This is a genomic window from Emticicia sp. MM (assembly GCF_001649495.1).
Genome location: NZ_LXHX01000002.1, coordinates 19,758 through 35,892 on the forward strand (window position 1 = coordinate 19,758; position 16,135 = coordinate 35,892).

Consider the following 16,135-nt stretch of genomic DNA (forward strand, 5'->3'; position numbering starts at 1 on the left):
GTGATTTATCTACATCAAAAGTACTACAAATCTTCATGAAAACTTTTGAGTGAAGTATTTTTCTTCGAAATGTACTATCTTTAAGGCTGTATTCAAAAATTTAACCTATGAAACAATCCAAATTCCAAACGCAACTATGCGTACTGCTATCGTGCGTATTTGCATTCAACTCTGTATTGGCCCAATGGCAAATTTCGGCCAAAAATTTCGACCCTAACAATTACTATGGCGTTACCGTTGCCAATGGTATGGTTGGTATTACATCTTCGCCTGACCCTCTCAAAGTTAAAGAAATAGTGCTCAATGGTACTTTCGATACCTACGGGCGTGGTCGTGTGGCCAATATCATGAAAGTATTTGAATTTGCCAATATGGAGTTAATCATTGATAATGAAATGATTAATCGAAAAAATATCAGCAATTTCGTACAGACTATTGATATGCAGAATGCCATTTTTAGTACAACTTTCGATTTTGGAGCTAAGGCATCCGTAAAATCAAATGTGTTAGCTTTACGACATTTACCACACTCTGCCATGATTGAGATGGAAGTTACAGCCAAGCAAGACCTGGAGTTTACCCCGATAAGCATTATGCAAACACCAGATATGCTACGTGATGTAAAGAATTTCTTTCATACTATTGACCGACCGCACTCGCTCATTCCTTTGATGACCTCAGTAGCTAAAACACCAACTGGTAAACACACTATTGCGGCATCTAACTCTTTTTTATTCGAAGAGGAAAGGGGCAAAGAACCACAACTGATTCACGAAGAATGGGATAATGGTATGCATCGAATGAAATTTATCAAAAAACTAAAAGCTGGAGAAACATATAAATTTTCGATAGTTGGTTCGGTTATTTCTACGGCTCATGTCGTTGACCCGCACAATGAAGCGGAGCGATTGACAATTTTTGCCGCTCTCGAAAAGCGTGAACGTTTGTTAAAAAAACATAAAGAGGCTTGGGCAAAACTTTGGGAGTCGGATATTATTATTGAAGGTGATGATGAAGCTCAACGTGCGGCTCGTTTTTCGCTTTATAACCTTTACTCATTTTGCCGTGAAGGACAAGCCTATAGCCTTTCGCCAATGGGGCTTTCGGGCTTAGGCTATAATGGACACGTTTTTTGGGATACCGAAATTTGGATGTACCCTCCGCTATTAGCTATGAAACCAGAATTGGCAAAATCATTACTCGAATATCGTTTTGAGCGATTACAAGCGGCAAAATATAATGCAAAAGCACATGGATATCAAGGAGCAATGTTTCCGTGGGAGTCTGATGATTCAGGACAAGAATCTACACCAGTTTGGGCATTGACGGGGCCATTTCAGCATCATATCACGGGTGATATAGGTTTTGCTTTTTGGAAGTATTACCAAGTAACCAAGGATAAGAATTGGTTGAAAGAACGTGGGTACCCTATGCTCAAAGAAGTAGCAGATTTTTGGACAAGTCGAGTAGAAAAAGGTAATGATGGCAAGTATCATATTATCAATGTGGTATGTGCTGATGAGTGGGCAGAAAATGTAGATGATAATGCCTATACCAATGGTATGGCTAAGGAAGTGTTAGGTTTTGCTAACCAAGCTGCCAAAGAATTGGGTTTACCTGAGAATCCAAAATGGAAAGAAGTACAAGATGGAATCGTGATTTTGAAGTTTCCTGATGGAACTACGCGTGAACACGCCACATACAATGGAGAGCCAATCAAACAAGGCGATGTAAACTTGCTTTCTTACCCAATGAAACAAATTACTGACCCAGCTACTATCAAGAAAGATTTAGATTTTTATTGGAAAGTTTTGGCCGATAATCTTCCAGGAAGAAAAGGACAAAGCCCAGCGATGGCACATGGCGTTTTTTCTATCTTAAATGCTCGTTTGGGAGATACTGAAACCGCTTACAAACAATACATGGATAGCTATAAACCTAACGAAGTTCCGCCATTCGGAGTTTTGGCCGAAACCGCTGGTGGAACAAATCCATACTTCTCGACAGGTGCGGGAGGATATTTACAAACACTCATCAACGGCTGGGGTGGACTTGATTTTACTGATGCAGGAATCATCCAACTAAAAACCAAGCTTCCCAAACACTGGAAATCATTGACTTTAAAAGGTGTTGGAGTTGAGAAGAAGACGTTTGTAGTGAAGTAAGAAGTTTTTGAAAAAGTGCCATTGTAAGATTAAAAGTGGCACTTTTTCAATTTAATTGTCATAAAACGCCTTCAAACTGCTCCATCCAGAGACGGTTGTAAACTCCTTCTTGATAAAGCAAGCTTTCGTGTGTGCCTTCTTGCACTAATTTACCATTGGCAAGAACTAATATTTTATCCGCATTTTTGATGGTACTCAATCGGTGAGCAATGATAATGATTGTTTTATTCAAACTTTGTAATGATTGAATGGTTTGCTGAACGTATTTCTCCGAAATTGTATCAAGAGCAGAGGTGGCTTCGTCTAAAATCAGTATTTCTGGATTACGGTATAAAGCTCGTGCGATGGCCAAACGCTGGCGTTGTCCGCCCGAAAGATTTGCCCCATTTTCGCCAATGTGGGTATTAAAGCCATTCGGTAGTTTTTCTACAAATTCACTAATTCCGAGTTGACTACAAATGAATAAAATACGTTGCATATCTGGTTCAAAATCTCCGAGTGCAATGTTTTCAATGACCGATGCTCCGAATAAATCAATTTGTTGCGGTACTACACTTACCATATTTCGGAGGTTTTCATTATGAATGTGCTTGATGTCATAATCGCCAATTAGAATATTTCCACTACTCAGTGGATATAAGTTTTGCAACAACGACATCAACGTAGATTTACCCGAACCGCTTTCGCCAATTACAGCCGTAATTTGTCCTTTTTTGAGCGTAATCGTCAAATTATCAAATACTTGTACTCTCGTACCATAACGAAACGATACATTCTTAAACAGAATGTCGCCTACCATTTCGGGCGTAAGTTCAACTTTGTTTTCGGTAGATTCTCGCTCCAAGTCCATAATTTCAAATAATCGGTCGGCGGCAATAAGTGCCTCTTGAATAGTCCGATTTGAGCCAATCAAACTCATAGCAGGGCTTGTAAAATAACCAATTAAAGAGTAAAAAGAAAGCAACTCACCAGGGGTTAGTTGCTGGTCATTGACATAAGATGTACCAAGCCAAAGTAATAGAATGGTAAAAAGTCTGGAAATAAAATCGGTGATATTACCAATAAAAATGCTGGTTTTGCCTGATGTAAAAACGGTTTCGAGTAGCCTAACGAAATTAGTTTCGGTTTTGAGGTTGGCATAAGACTCAATGCCAAAACGTTTGATTGTGGTAGCGGCATTCAGAGATTCGACTAATTGAGCCTCTAATTCTGCTGAATTTTCCATCAACTTTCGCCCTTGTTTGCGGTTGATATAGTTACTGACAAAATAAATAATGACATAAAACGGAATAATTGCCAATAGCATTGCCGCTAATTTCCAATCGTAAGTAAACATCAGACCAAACGAAAACAGCACGATAAAAACATTGACCGCCAAACCAATAATCACATCATTGATAAAAACCCGAATCTTGACGGCATCGTTTACCCTCGAAATGATTTCGCCCACCCGCATCGTATCAAAAAACTGTTGTGGCAGTTTTAGCAGATGTTTATAATATCCTAAAATCAGTTGTGCATCTATCTGTTGGCCAGTTTTTAGAGCGAAAATACTTTTAACCGTACCGATGATGGTCTGCAAAACTAAAATAATAATCATGCCGATACTCAGCAAATTGAGCAGGTTTTTATTGCCTTCAATGATTACATTATCTGTGATTTTTTGGATATAAATGGAGGTTGAAAGCCCTAAAATGGTATAAACAGCAGCCCCAACCAAGGCTTGAAGCATAACGGTAGTGTGTGGACGTAACAATGTCCAGAATCGGCCAATGACCGATATTTTTTCATTGCGAACCTCAAAATCTTCATTGGGTAATAGCAAAACCAAGACACCCGTCCATTGTTTCGTAAACTCTTCGATGAATTTTTTGTGCATTTTCCCATCGCCAGGGTCCATGATAGTAATGTGGGTCTTTGAAACTTTGTAGATGACTACGTAGTGTAGAAGCCCACCGCCAGAGGGAGTAGTGATTTGAAGATGAGCAATAGCAGGCTTGGGTATTTTTTCAAGGCTTTCGAGTGTACCTTTTACTCCTTTTGCTTGAAACCCAAGTTTTTGAGCTGCTTCAATTAGGCCGAGTACATTTGTGCCTTTTTTATCGGTACTTGCATATTGGCGTATGCGAGCAATGGGTAGACGTAGGCGGAAATGAGCGGCCACCGAAGCCAAACAAGCTGCACCACAATCTCGTAAGTCGTGTTGTTTTATTTTGATAGACATAAATCTAAACAGATACTTTTTTGGCAAGATACTGCAAGAAAGTATCCAAAAAGTAAGCAAATAATGCCTATTTTATGACTGTGAGGAATAATTTATGAGTGAAGTGTTAATCCGCAAGTTTATCAAAAAATGATTTGAAACTATTCCATTGGTATTTTTTGTAACAAATTCCTAAAAAAATAACAGAGCCTAAAATCATACTAAACGACAAAAATGTAGTATCATAGTCCTTTATGTGATATATTGTACTGGTTTGTAGAGCAGATGAGGTATAACCTATGAAAATTGCCGAATAAAGGTTATTGATGATATGAACCCCGATTGCCAGTTCTGTACCATCATCCATAACAGTCATTATTCCAGCCACCAAACCCATCAACATGTAATTTAATATAAATACATACCCAAATGCTTTGAGTTCGGGATTCCCCAAGTGTAATAAACCAAATAATACTGATGTAATTAATACAGCCAACCACGGACGCTTAGTAGCCCAAGCAATACCTTGTAAAAAATACCCTCTCATCAATAGTTCTTCACCCGCTGATTGAAATGGAATCAAGACTAATGAAATAATTAGATACTGAAAAAAAGTTGATTTATCAAACGAAAATTGGTAAGATGACGGATTTTCGAACCAACTAACCAATTCAAACAAGAGCGTAATACTACCAAAACACCCCATTGCCCAAAAGATGCGATTCCATCTGATTTTCGTTGCATTGATGAGCGAATACCCAGAACGTCGATGTACCCATTTAAGTACCAAAAATGTACTAAAAACCAACATAGCACTTGGCAATAGTAATTGTAGATAACTTTGATAGGTATTTGGTTTAGGTTTTGATAAGATTATGAATGCTGGTACACTAAATAAAGCCGCCAAAATAACCACATATATTGGTACAAGAATGTAATTATACCATTTATTTGAGCCTTTGGGAGTCGAAAAGAAAGTTTTTGTAAGCATAGGTTGAGTATGATTTTTAGTGTTTGTTATTTAGAAAAGGCGTAAAACGGCTTGTTTTCTACTGCCGTTCTAAGAACGGCAATTCAATTGTGGCTACCACAACGACTGATAGTTCCACTACGGTTTTTAAATCAGCCGTATATTTCGCCTAACTGGTGATTGTCATTTTAACAACGGGCTGACAGCTTCACTGCGAATTTATATAACTTTCTTTACCAACACTAAGGCGAACTGGGGCTATTTACAAGTCGAAACCGATGGTGTATTTCCAAATTAAAGACCAAGAGTTATGAATCATATGAAGTAGCACTCCATACCAAAAACCATAACTGATTCGTATAAAACCAAACATGAATGCTCCATAAATTTGAATAATTACAATTAGAGGGGCAAAAAGAAGGTGACTGTTATCAATAATATAATTATCCAAATGGATTAAGCCGAATATTAAACAGATGATATAAAGCATCCATTTAAAATATTTTTTAGTTGCAAAAAATTTAAGAGGATACCTAAAGATGAATTCTTCAATTATTGGAGCTATAAAAATGCCAATAATTACAGTTTCAGTAATACTGTAATAAAAATCCTTTTTAGTGTTTAAAGGTGAAAATAATCCATATTTCTCAGTAATTTCAGTTAAAAACCATAATATGATGCTGATGATAAAGTCAATAATTCCAAAATAAACTCCTACATCTACTAATCTATTTTCTTTCAACTTTAGTGTTTGCGATAAAGAAGTAGGATTTAATATAAATCTTAAAAACTGGATTAGTCTAAATATAAGTTTTTGAAAAAAAGTAACAAAACTCATTGATGTAAATTCTTAGGTTGTTCTATTATAAAAAGATAACCAATAAAGTACCCAAAAATATATCCAATAACAGGTATCCAATCAAAAGAGCTATTGATGCGAAAGTTTGTAAGTATAAATAACCCAAAGAGAAAAATATAAATAAAGTTTTTCTGAGCGAACATTTTAGGGAGCATTAATAAGACTATAATAGGTTTTAAAGCAGAAACAATGAAAGTAATAAGTTGGGGGAGAATATAAATTTCCCCAAAAAAGTCAATAAAAAGACAAAATATAAGTAAGCTAATGCTTAGTATGTATTTATAACTTATTTTCATATTTTAGTTAGGTAGAAGGAATGATACAAAAGGTTTAATAATATTCTGTATCATTCCATTTCTAAAGTTTTCTACGCAAAAGCAGGACCGTGAGTTTTGACTTGACCATAACTTTTGGCGAAGTTTTCCACACCATTAACAACATGTGCTGCTGCTTGACCAATTTTGTACCAAATATAATCGTTTACTTCACTTCCCCCCTCAATATTAACTTCTTCAATATTAGTCAAAGGTGTGACATTGAAGTCTTCTAAGTTCATTTTGTTTAAATTCATAGTATTGTTTTTATTTAGAATTTTTAATGTTTATTTCTTACCGAATTGTAACCATCTTGCAAGTTTTTTACACTTGAGGTTGGATTTGTTGCTGACTCAATTAGAAAGTAAGATATACAAGCTACTGCATATCCTATCAAAGCTGGATTACCCCCATCAGTCTCTCTTTGCTCATCAAAACTTAATTCTGATGTACCATAATTTTCTAATGCTAAACTTTGCATAATTTTTAAAAGTTAAGATTTAATACTCCAAACCTCTGCAGTGGATTGTTGTTTCAAAAGTCTAATTTAAACTTTGGATAGTCAAATTTAGAAAGTGCTAAATTATGACTGTGAGGAATAATTTATGAATGTAGCCGAATAATAAGTTTTTTATGGGGCTTTAAATATCTTTTTCTGATTTTTCCTTTATTTGCAATACAAATAACTTTATCTATAAAACTTTTGCTGTAATGATGAATAATATAAATACTAAACTCCGTACACTTAGAGAACTTCACAATTACAAACAAGATTACGTTGCTACCGTATTGGGTATCACACAATCAGGCTACGCCAAAATAGAAAATGGAGATATTGGCAACGTCAGCCTCAAATACCTTCAAAAACTTGCCAAACTTTACGAACTAAACTTAGAACAACTCTTAGACTGGAATGGTAAAATAAATATAGATACTATTAATGGTGTTGGGGTCAATCAAGACACAATGCACTTACACATACCAGCTGATGAGCGTATTATAGAATTAGAGGAGAAAGTAGAAAAGCTATTGAAAATGGTAAGCAAATAATTATTTACGCTCAATTTTTGGGTTTAGCCAGTCGTCGGTTTTGTCATACAAAAGTTGGTAAAGGCTACGTTTGGTTACTACAAATCTTGCTCTGAAAGTTAGGCCTTTTTTCAGAGGTGCAGTATAGCCGTTTTTTAATTGGAGGGTTTTCTTATCCAATTGGCATTTTACTTTGAAAATTGGTTTTTCGTTTAGCACCACAAAATCATGGGCAATATCAGTGATTTTTCCTTGCACCAAGCCCCATTCATTATAATTAAACGCATCAATCTGAAAACTCACGGGCATGTTTTTTCTTAAAAGTCCGATGTCGTTTGGGCTAACGTAGCATTCTGCAATGAGGTTCGAGTCAGGCGAAATAATACCCAGCGTTTCGCCTATTTGCACATAACTACCTTCATACTTACCCACAATTTGCTGAATATTGCCACCGATTGGGGCTTTTATTTTATAATAACTTTTTTGCTGAGTAAGTTGCTTGGCTTCACTTTGGAGCTGTTTCAAATCAAAACGATGTTTGTTTAGTTCAGCTTGCCATTGGCTCAACTGCCGCTGAAAAATTGATTCAAATTCAGCCACCAAGCGGTTCATTTCGTATTCTTTGGCGTTGAGTTCTCGGCGAGCAATCACCTTTTCTTTATATAAATATTGGTCAGCATCTAATTCTTTCTTGATTTTCTTTTGGTGAAAGATATTTTCTTGTAATTGGCTACGAAAAGTATTGAGTTGTTGGGTGTAGATGGGGGTTTGGGTAGAATGATTTCCAAAAATATTGTTTTTCCCGATTTGGGTTAGCACTACTAAATCATGGATAAAATCGTTTTTTTCCTGTTTTTGAAAACTATTGGCATTGAGTTTTGTATCAATATCGTCGGTAGCTATCACAAAAAGTGTAGTATTTTGTGCAATATTTTGATTTTCTGATACATTTACCGCTTTCACAGTTCCCGAAATCAACGATTTTATCTCGGTTTTTTCTGAAACTGTCCTGATGATTCCGTTGCTTTGCACCGAAATATCAATAAAAATAAAAGGTAAACTCACTAAAATGCCAAAGATAGACAGCAGAATAAGTATATAAATCAACTGACTTCTAACCGCCACTTTGGGCAAATAAGCTTCTACGGTACTTTGAATAATATCGGATGGAAAAAGTTGCTTTTGCATGGTACAAAAATGCAAAAAAATGCAATACTTAAATTTTAAAGTTTATGACTGTGAGGAATAATTTATGATTAAGACTTCATAAAAAAAGGAGAAATACCTTTCGATATTTCTCCTTTCTAAAAAACTATTTTCTAAGATTTATCAGAAGAATTTAGCTCTATTATCTTTGATATTTGCGTTATCACGAATTGCTTGATTGGCCATGTAAGATACTCCGTATCCACCTGTGCGTTGCAATACTTGGTTTTTGTATTGTGTATAATCAGCAATTTCTGGAGCTTTTGTGATTTTCGTAGTTTCTACTACAAAGACGCCATTTTCACCAGCAAATGGTTTTGAACGTTTGCCAGCTTGCAAGCTGAAGATTTTACCGATAGCTACTGGGTCAATACCTGGTGAAGTAAGCATACCAGAAGCTAAGTTAATATCATTTGCAGCTTCAACCAATGCACCTGCTCCATATTTTTGTGCAGCTTGCTCTAATGAGCCTGATACATTTCCAAGTTTACTGATGATTTGCTGAGACTTGATTTCGTTACGAACTTTAGCAGTAAGAGCATCTTTAAAGTCTTCTACTTTAGGGCTATCTTTTTCAGTTTTTGACGTTACAGCAGCGATGATAAAGTTATCACCAACTTCAAATACACGGTCAGAAACTTTACCAACTTTCGTATCATCATTGAATGCCCACAAAACAACTTCACGTGCATTTTGAATAGTATTGAATGTAGATGCTTCTGGGAATACTTTATCAGCTTTTAATACAACTAACTTACCATCTTTCTTAATTGCTGCTTCGAATTCTTCTACTGAGCTACAACTTGCACGAAGAGTTTCTGCTTTTTGGTAAATAGCATTTCTTGTACTTTCACTTGCTGTCAATTCACGACTGATCGTAGCGATTTTGTATTTCAAATTGTTCTTTGCTTCTGTTACTTTAATGATGTGATAACCGAAGTCTGTTTCAACAATATTAGGAACTAAACCAGCACCACTCATGCCAAATACTGCATTCTCAAATGGCTTAACCATTGTGCCATTATTCTTGAAAGTACCTAAATCTCCACCTTGTTGAGCTGAACCATCTTGGCTGTTTGCACGAGCTAAAGTAGCAAAGTCGGCACCTTGTTGTAATTGGCTTAAGATATCTTGTGCCTTTGTACGGGCTGCTGCTTTAACTGAATCTGGAGCTGTTTTGTCAGCACGAATTAAGATATGGCTTGCACGTGCAGTGTAAAGAGAATCTGTCGTAGTACCTTCATATTTGTAAATAGAGTAGGTGCTTCCATCTTTAAATGGCCCAATAACTGCTCCCTGAATAGCTGTTGAAAGAGCTTCTTTCAATACTGGAGTAAGTTCGTTTGAACTACGCTCATAAGGCACGCGTGAATCAGAATTTGAAGCAGCATAAGCTTTAGCATCTTTAGCTGTAGCTAAGCCTTTCGCAAAACTTTTAATGTCTTCATACAAAGCAGAGCTATCTTCTTTTGTAGGCATTACTTGATACACTACATAATCAAATGAGCGACTATCATATCCTTTGAATTCTTCTTTGTGCTTACTCAAATAGTCTGACAACTGGCTATCAGTAACTTTGATAGTAGTATCAATGATGCTTGCATACGGAACATACAAGTAGCGAGCATCTGCTTTTGTTACTTGAGCATCATATTCTTTCTTAGCTTCAGCAGTTGTTACAAATGATGCAGAAGAAAGTAAAGCATTATATTTTTCCAACAAACGTTGTTGAATTGCTTGCTCTTTGATTTGGTCCCAAGCCGCTTTTTGTTGTGCTGGAAGTTGATTCGAAGCAGCAGCATTGATAAACTCAATATGACGATTACGGTCGTATTGACCAGTTTGTGGGTCTGTGAACTGTTGCTTAATGAGAGGGCTTAAGTTTTTAGTACCTTGAACCATTTCACGAAGTTCATCTGGCGTAACTTTCAAACCTAGTTTTTCAAACTCAGCTTTGTAAGTAATGTCAAAAATCATTTGCTCCCACACTTGGCTGCGTAATTGCTGAATTTCTTGCTCTTGCAAAGTTCTTCCTGCTTGTTGTTCGTAATTTGCACGTGCAACATCTAATTTTGCTTGGAAGGCCTGATAATCAATACTGGTGCCAGCAATTTCACCGATTTTATTATCATTACTACTAAATAAGCCACTTTTACCATTACCACCGAATAAATCTCCTCCGACAATGAATAAAATGAGTGCAACTGCAATGACTACGACTGCAACACCTGAACGCTCACGAATTTTGTTAATTAAAGCCATTTGTTTTTTTTAATTTATTACTGGACTTTTAGGACAGTTTGAATGCCTGATTATTGGTTTTTTTATTTATTTCCAAAAATTGAGGTGCAAAAATAAACAGATTCATATAGATTATCAAGGAAATCCAATTGATATATTCTTTGTTTTAACAAGTTTTATACCAAAACCTAGCCGACTTTTCTAGTTAACTGCCAGCAAGTTAGTGTTTTTTACTTATATTTACTTCATAACGAAGTTTAGGCTTAGTGCATATCTTTGAAAATATTTGAGGCTTTAACTCACAAAAAGGCTATATTGAGTTACTAAATGTGCTGCAAATGCCTTGTAATCAGAGAAGTAATCTTTAGTTTTGTTTGTATGGTATAATTTATAAAAAATTGCAGTAGTACTTCTTGAATTTTTTAATATTAGACTCGAATATCTTCCTGAAAGATTATTTTTTAGTGCATACATTAAATTGACTTCGCCTAATATTTGATATTTTTAATGAGTTTCTCTTTTCTAGTGCTTAGTAAGCAAGTTTTTCCTAATATCTGCTAATCTTAAAAATTAAGATGATTTAGGGCAAATAATTGTCTATTTTTGTGCGTTTTTTGAAAAAATATTTAATTATTTATGCAAATACGGCACCTTATTGTCTGTCAAATAAGTCTATTAATTGGCTTGTTTTTTCTAAATTCTTGTCAAAATTCAGCATCAACGGAAGATATTGATACTTCGAAGATTTCAGTAAAGCTTGATATTCTGCGATTTGACGAGGCGATGATGAAGCTCACCACTAGAGAGCAAATTAAAGATTTTCTGAGTAAAAATGCCCGATTCGTCAATGTCTTTTATCAGACTACTCCCGATGATAACGCTCTGATAGATAGATTAATGTTGATTCATAATAACCCAGACACGAAAGCTTTTTACGAAGAAACTAAGCAATCCTTTGGAAATCTTGATGCCTTGAAAAAACAATTTGAGGTGGCTTTTAAGCATATTAAATATTATTACCCAGACTTCAAAGAGCCTCAAATAATTACAACATTTACCGCTCTTGATTTAGAGTTGGTGGTGGCTGATGATATGATTGTGATTCCACTCGAAACTTTTTTAGGCCCTAAAGCCAAGTATCGTCCGCAATATCCCGATTATCTTTTACGAAGATTTGATAAACCTTATATTGTTCCATCAGTGCTCACGATTCTTGCCAAAAAATATAATGCTATTGACCCTAACGATCATACTTTGATGAGCGATATGGTATTTTATGGAAAAAGTTATGAATTTACACGAGCAATGCTGCCTGAGGTGGCAGACTCTTTGCTGATTGCTTATCCTGATTCTGATTTAGTAAAAACATGGAATTCGCAAGATTTAGTTTGGGGTTATTTTATTGATAATAAGCTTCTTTACGAAACCAATGACCGTATAAAAGATAAGTATTTATCCGAACGCCCAAGAGTACAAGAAATAGGAAATGATTGCCCAGGACGTATCGGTCAATGGTTAGGTTGGCGAATTGTGAGTCGTTATAGAACCGAAAACCCGTCAATTACGTTAGTTGATTTGATGAAAAATCAAAATGCTCGTGATATTTTTGAGAAGTCGAAGTATAAAGGGCAAGTAGAAGACTAAAAACTGACAAAATTATAAATCTTAAGACATTCATTAGAGTGGCTGTTGAAGACTTTTAAATATGGCAAAAGGAAGACATTTAGGGGTAGAAATTTCGGAAGAAGATAAGAAAAAGAAAGTAACCAAAGAGGGTTTTACAAAAGCTCTCAAAATATATCGATTCACATTGCCTTATAAAGGCACTTTTGCGATAGGTTTTGTTTTCTTAATATTATCACAAATTACATCAATGAGTATTCCGCTCTTGATGGGGCAAATGGTAGGAGCAATAGTTTCGCCTCAAGGGCAGGGTGCAGCGGCAATGAATTCCTCGAATATGATGGGCAATAATATGGCCATGCAGAAGTTTCAAAGTCTGATTGGGTCATCTGCACATCGACTTACACTTAATGAAGTTACCTTCCTTTTTATAGGCTTATTATTTTTGCAAGCAGGCTTTTCATTTTTAAGAGTTTATACTTTTACGAGGGTTTCTGAGCGTTCGATGCGTGATTTACGCCGTGAGCTTTATACAAAAATTATTACTTTGCCAGTTTCGTTTTTTGAGAAAAGTCGTGTAGGCGAACTCATGAGCCGCATTACATCCGATGTTTCGCAACTACAAGATGTATTATCTATCACCTTGGCCGAGTTATTCCGCCAAATTTTTACATTGGTAGGTGGAATATTGCTCATCACAATGCTCTCGGGTAAGCTTACCCTCTTCATGCTTTCTACATTCCCGTTATTAGTAGTAGCAGCAATAGTTTTTGGGCGATTTATTAGAAAGAATTCAAGAAAAGTGCAAGATGAGTTGGCCAAAACCAATATCATTGTTGAAGAAACCTTACAATCAGTAAATGTTGTAAAGGCGTTTACCAATGAACGTTTGGAAGTAAATCGCTATGGTTTATCTATTCAACGTGTGGTTGATTATGCCCTCAAAGCGGCTACTTTTAGAGGTGGTTTTATTTCATTTATTATTTTGGTGCTTTTCGGTGGGGTTGTCGGCGTGGTTTGGTATGGTGGAAATTTGGTATTATCAGGTGAATTAGCTTTTCAAGATTTATTTACTTTTATTCTCTACACTGGTTTTATTGGAGGTTCTGTGGGTGGTTTGGGTGATATGTACGCCCAGATTCAGCGGACAATTGGGGCTTCTGAACGAGTATTAGAAATTTTAGATGAAACATCAGAAGTAGATGTGGCTCGTAAGCTTAACTTCAAAAAGGCAAAGGGCGATATTCAGTTCGATAAAGTAGGTTTTGCTTATCCATCACGCACAGATGTGACGGTGCTAAAAGAACTTTCATTGAATGTAAAAGCTGGCGAAAAAGTAGCATTAGTTGGGCATAGTGGAGCTGGAAAATCAACCATTGTACAATTACTGATGAAACTTTATCCAATCAATAAAGGTAAAATTAGTATTGATGGTGTAGATATTGCTAGTCAAGATGTGACCGAACTCCGTAGCAATATCGCTATTGTGCCTCAAGAAGTAATGCTATTTGGTGGTACAATCTTCGAAAATATTGCTTATGGTAAACCTGATGCAACTAAAGAAGAGGTAATGGAGGCGGCACGAAAAGCCAATGCCTTAGAATTTATTGATGTTTTCCCAGAAAAATTCGAAACCATTGTGGGTGAGCGGGGTGTAAAACTTTCAGGTGGGCAGCGTCAGCGTGTGGCCATAGCTCGAGCCATCTTGAAAGACCCTTCGATATTGATACTCGATGAAGCCACAAGTGCTTTAGATTCAGAATCGGAGAAATTAGTGCAAGATGCCTTAGATGAATTAATGAAAGGCCGAACAACCATTATTATCGCTCATAGATTAGCCACAATTCGTAATGTGGATATGATTTATGTATTGAAAGATGGTGGAATTGCCGAAGCAGGCAAACACGAAGATTTGATTTTGAAAGAAGAAGGAATTTACGCAAACTTAGTGAAATTACAGTTTGATAATGTAAATTTGCTCGTAGAATAAATGTAGTCGGAGGGCTACCTTATAAATATGAATCCTGCGAAAGATACACTTAAAGAGTATGATTTACGGCACACTGGTTGTCGAGCTGATATTCTACAATCGTTTCAGAGCAATAATTATGCACTTTCGCATGGCGATTTGGAAGCGATGTTTGGACAGCGTTTCGACCGTGTGACTATTTACCGCACATTAAAGACATTTGTAGAGAAAGGAATAGTACATAAGGTGCTTGATGATGAAGGCGGAACCAAGTACGCTCTTTGCAGGGTTACGGAGTGTAGCCACGAGAAACATCATCATGACCACGTGCATTTTAAATGTATTGTTTGTGGAAATACTACATGTATAGAAAGTGTGCATATTCCGATGATTCATTTGCCAGATGGCTATAAACGAACAGAAGTTAATATGTTGGTGCAAGGTACTTGCCCGACCTGTGTAAAATAAATTTCCCAAAAAACCTTTACGATACCATTTTGCCAATTTTATTGGCGAAATGGTAATTTTTTTTCTTTAAACTTAAAACTTTAATGTCGCAGAAAACAAAAATACTCATAGCCTTAGGAATTGTGTACATCGTGTGGGGTTCGACTTATTTGGGTGTAAAATTTGCCCTAGATTCGCTACCTCCTTTGTTGATTTCTTGTACAAGATTTTTGCTTGGAGGTTCTTTACTCTTTCTTTTTACATTACTTCGTGGACAAGGTTTGCCTACGCTTCAACAAGCACGTAATGCCGCTTTGATAGGTGTGTTGCTCAGTGGGGTGGGTAATTGTGCCGTTGCATATGCTCTTTTATTAATGCCTTCGGGTTTGGTGGCTTTATTAGTTGCCACATTGCCTGCTTGGATGATTCTACTCGATTTCTTATTCTTTAGTAATGAGAAACCATCATTTATTGGTACTATTGGTCTGGTTTTAGGTTTGGTTGGAATGGCTGTTTTGTTGAATCCTACCCAGCAAATTGGACAGAGAGAAGTAGCTCTTTTTCCTGCATTTATTGTTTTTTTAGGTTCGATTGCTTGGGCGTTTGGTTCGCTTAAATCACCTTATTTGGTTTTGCCAAAGTCACTTCAGTCAACCGCTATTCAGATGGTAGTGGGTGGATGTTTTTCCCTGACCATGAGCATTATTTTTGAAAAAGACCAAATTCACTCATTGCTCAATATGAGTAATAGTACATTTTGGGCGATGGTATATTTGATTTTGATAGGTTCTTACGTAGGTTATACTGCTTATGTTTGGTTGATAAATAATGCTCCTCCACAACTTACAGCTACTTATGCGTACGTAAATCCGGTTGTTGCTATTTTTTTAGGGTGGATTTTTATTAATGAGCGACTCACCTCTCGCTCAATGTTAGCTTCGGCGATAATTTTAGCGGGTGTAGCCATGATGACTTTGGGTAGAAAAAGAAAGCCGCATGAAGTTGATGTCTAAAATGCTTTATTTCAATGGTTTTGTTAGTTTTTGGATAATATTATCAGATATAAAAAAAACTAAACAAGAAAGACACCCATTGGGTGTCTTTCTTCA

At 36.3% G+C, this 16,135-nt stretch carries 13 protein-coding genes; 6 read left to right on the forward strand and 7 right to left on the reverse strand.

Annotated features, from left to right (window positions below):
• Positions 1-107 precede the first annotated feature (107 nt).
• Positions 108-2,165: a glycosyl hydrolase family 95 catalytic domain-containing protein gene (locus A6M55_RS00120; protein WP_064196068.1), complete on the forward strand. Its 2,058-nt coding sequence runs from the start codon at positions 108-110 to the stop codon at positions 2,163-2,165.
• A gap of 58 nt (positions 2,166-2,223) precedes the next feature.
• Here A6M55_RS00120 and A6M55_RS00125 read toward each other — a convergent pair whose 3' ends face one another.
• The 5 genes from A6M55_RS00125 to A6M55_RS00150 form a co-directional block, all read right to left on the reverse strand.
• A complete protein-coding gene (locus A6M55_RS00125; RefSeq protein ID WP_064196069.1) occupies positions 2,224-4,389 on the reverse strand; it encodes a peptidase domain-containing ABC transporter in 2,166 nt (721 codons plus the stop codon).
• Positions 4,390-4,495: 106 nt separating this feature from the next.
• The gene (locus A6M55_RS00130; RefSeq protein WP_015029027.1) at positions 4,496-5,359 is read right to left on the reverse strand and encodes a CPBP family intramembrane glutamic endopeptidase; all 864 of its coding nucleotides are present in this window, start codon (positions 5,357-5,359) and stop codon (positions 4,496-4,498) included.
• A 241-nt stretch (positions 5,360-5,600) separates the two neighbouring features.
• Positions 5,601-6,176, reverse strand: coding sequence for a type II CAAX prenyl endopeptidase Rce1 family protein (locus tag A6M55_RS00135; RefSeq protein WP_064196070.1), 576 nt, complete (start codon positions 6,174-6,176; stop codon positions 5,601-5,603).
• Between the two features lie 388 nt (positions 6,177-6,564).
• Complete coding sequence (locus tag A6M55_RS00145; protein ID WP_156510948.1) at positions 6,565-6,753, reverse strand: hypothetical protein; 189 nt, start codon at positions 6,751-6,753, stop codon at positions 6,565-6,567.
• 38 nt (positions 6,754-6,791) lie between these two features.
• Positions 6,792-6,992 (reverse strand): hypothetical protein, encoded by a 201-nt coding sequence (locus tag A6M55_RS00150; protein ID WP_064196073.1) that lies wholly within the window; start codon positions 6,990-6,992, stop codon positions 6,792-6,794.
• Between the two features lie 230 nt (positions 6,993-7,222).
• Here A6M55_RS00150 and A6M55_RS00155 point away from each other — a divergent pair, with 230 nt between their 5' ends.
• The gene (locus A6M55_RS00155) at positions 7,223-7,561 is read left to right on the forward strand and encodes a helix-turn-helix domain-containing protein (protein ID WP_015029030.1); all 339 of its coding nucleotides are present in this window, start codon (positions 7,223-7,225) and stop codon (positions 7,559-7,561) included.
• On the opposite strand, the gene A6M55_RS00160 is transcribed toward A6M55_RS00155, so the two are convergent.
• Together A6M55_RS00160 and A6M55_RS00165 are read right to left on the reverse strand one after the other, a co-directional pair.
• The gene (locus A6M55_RS00160) at positions 7,562-8,728 is read right to left on the reverse strand and encodes an HlyD family secretion protein (protein ID WP_064196074.1); all 1,167 of its coding nucleotides are present in this window, start codon (positions 8,726-8,728) and stop codon (positions 7,562-7,564) included.
• Positions 8,729-8,869: 141 nt separating this feature from the next.
• Positions 8,870-11,008: a peptidylprolyl isomerase gene (locus A6M55_RS00165; RefSeq protein WP_015029032.1), complete on the reverse strand. Its 2,139-nt coding sequence runs from the start codon at positions 11,006-11,008 to the stop codon at positions 8,870-8,872.
• Positions 11,009-11,623: 615 nt separating this feature from the next.
• Here A6M55_RS00165 and A6M55_RS00170 point away from each other — a divergent pair.
• From A6M55_RS00170 to A6M55_RS00185, 4 genes are all read left to right on the forward strand, one after another.
• The gene (locus A6M55_RS00170; protein ID WP_064196075.1) at positions 11,624-12,631 is read left to right on the forward strand and encodes a hypothetical protein; all 1,008 of its coding nucleotides are present in this window, start codon (positions 11,624-11,626) and stop codon (positions 12,629-12,631) included.
• A gap of 61 nt (positions 12,632-12,692) precedes the next feature.
• A complete protein-coding gene (locus tag A6M55_RS00175; protein WP_015029034.1) occupies positions 12,693-14,600 on the forward strand; it encodes an ABC transporter ATP-binding protein in 1,908 nt (635 codons plus the stop codon).
• A gap of 27 nt (positions 14,601-14,627) precedes the next feature.
• Entirely contained in the window at positions 14,628-15,047 is a 420-nt protein-coding gene (locus A6M55_RS00180; protein WP_015029035.1) for a Fur family transcriptional regulator, read from the forward strand.
• An 83-nt stretch (positions 15,048-15,130) separates the two neighbouring features.
• Positions 15,131-16,039, forward strand: coding sequence for an EamA family transporter (locus A6M55_RS00185; protein ID WP_015029036.1), 909 nt, complete (start codon positions 15,131-15,133; stop codon positions 16,037-16,039).
• The last annotated feature ends 96 nt before the right edge of the window (positions 16,040-16,135 follow it).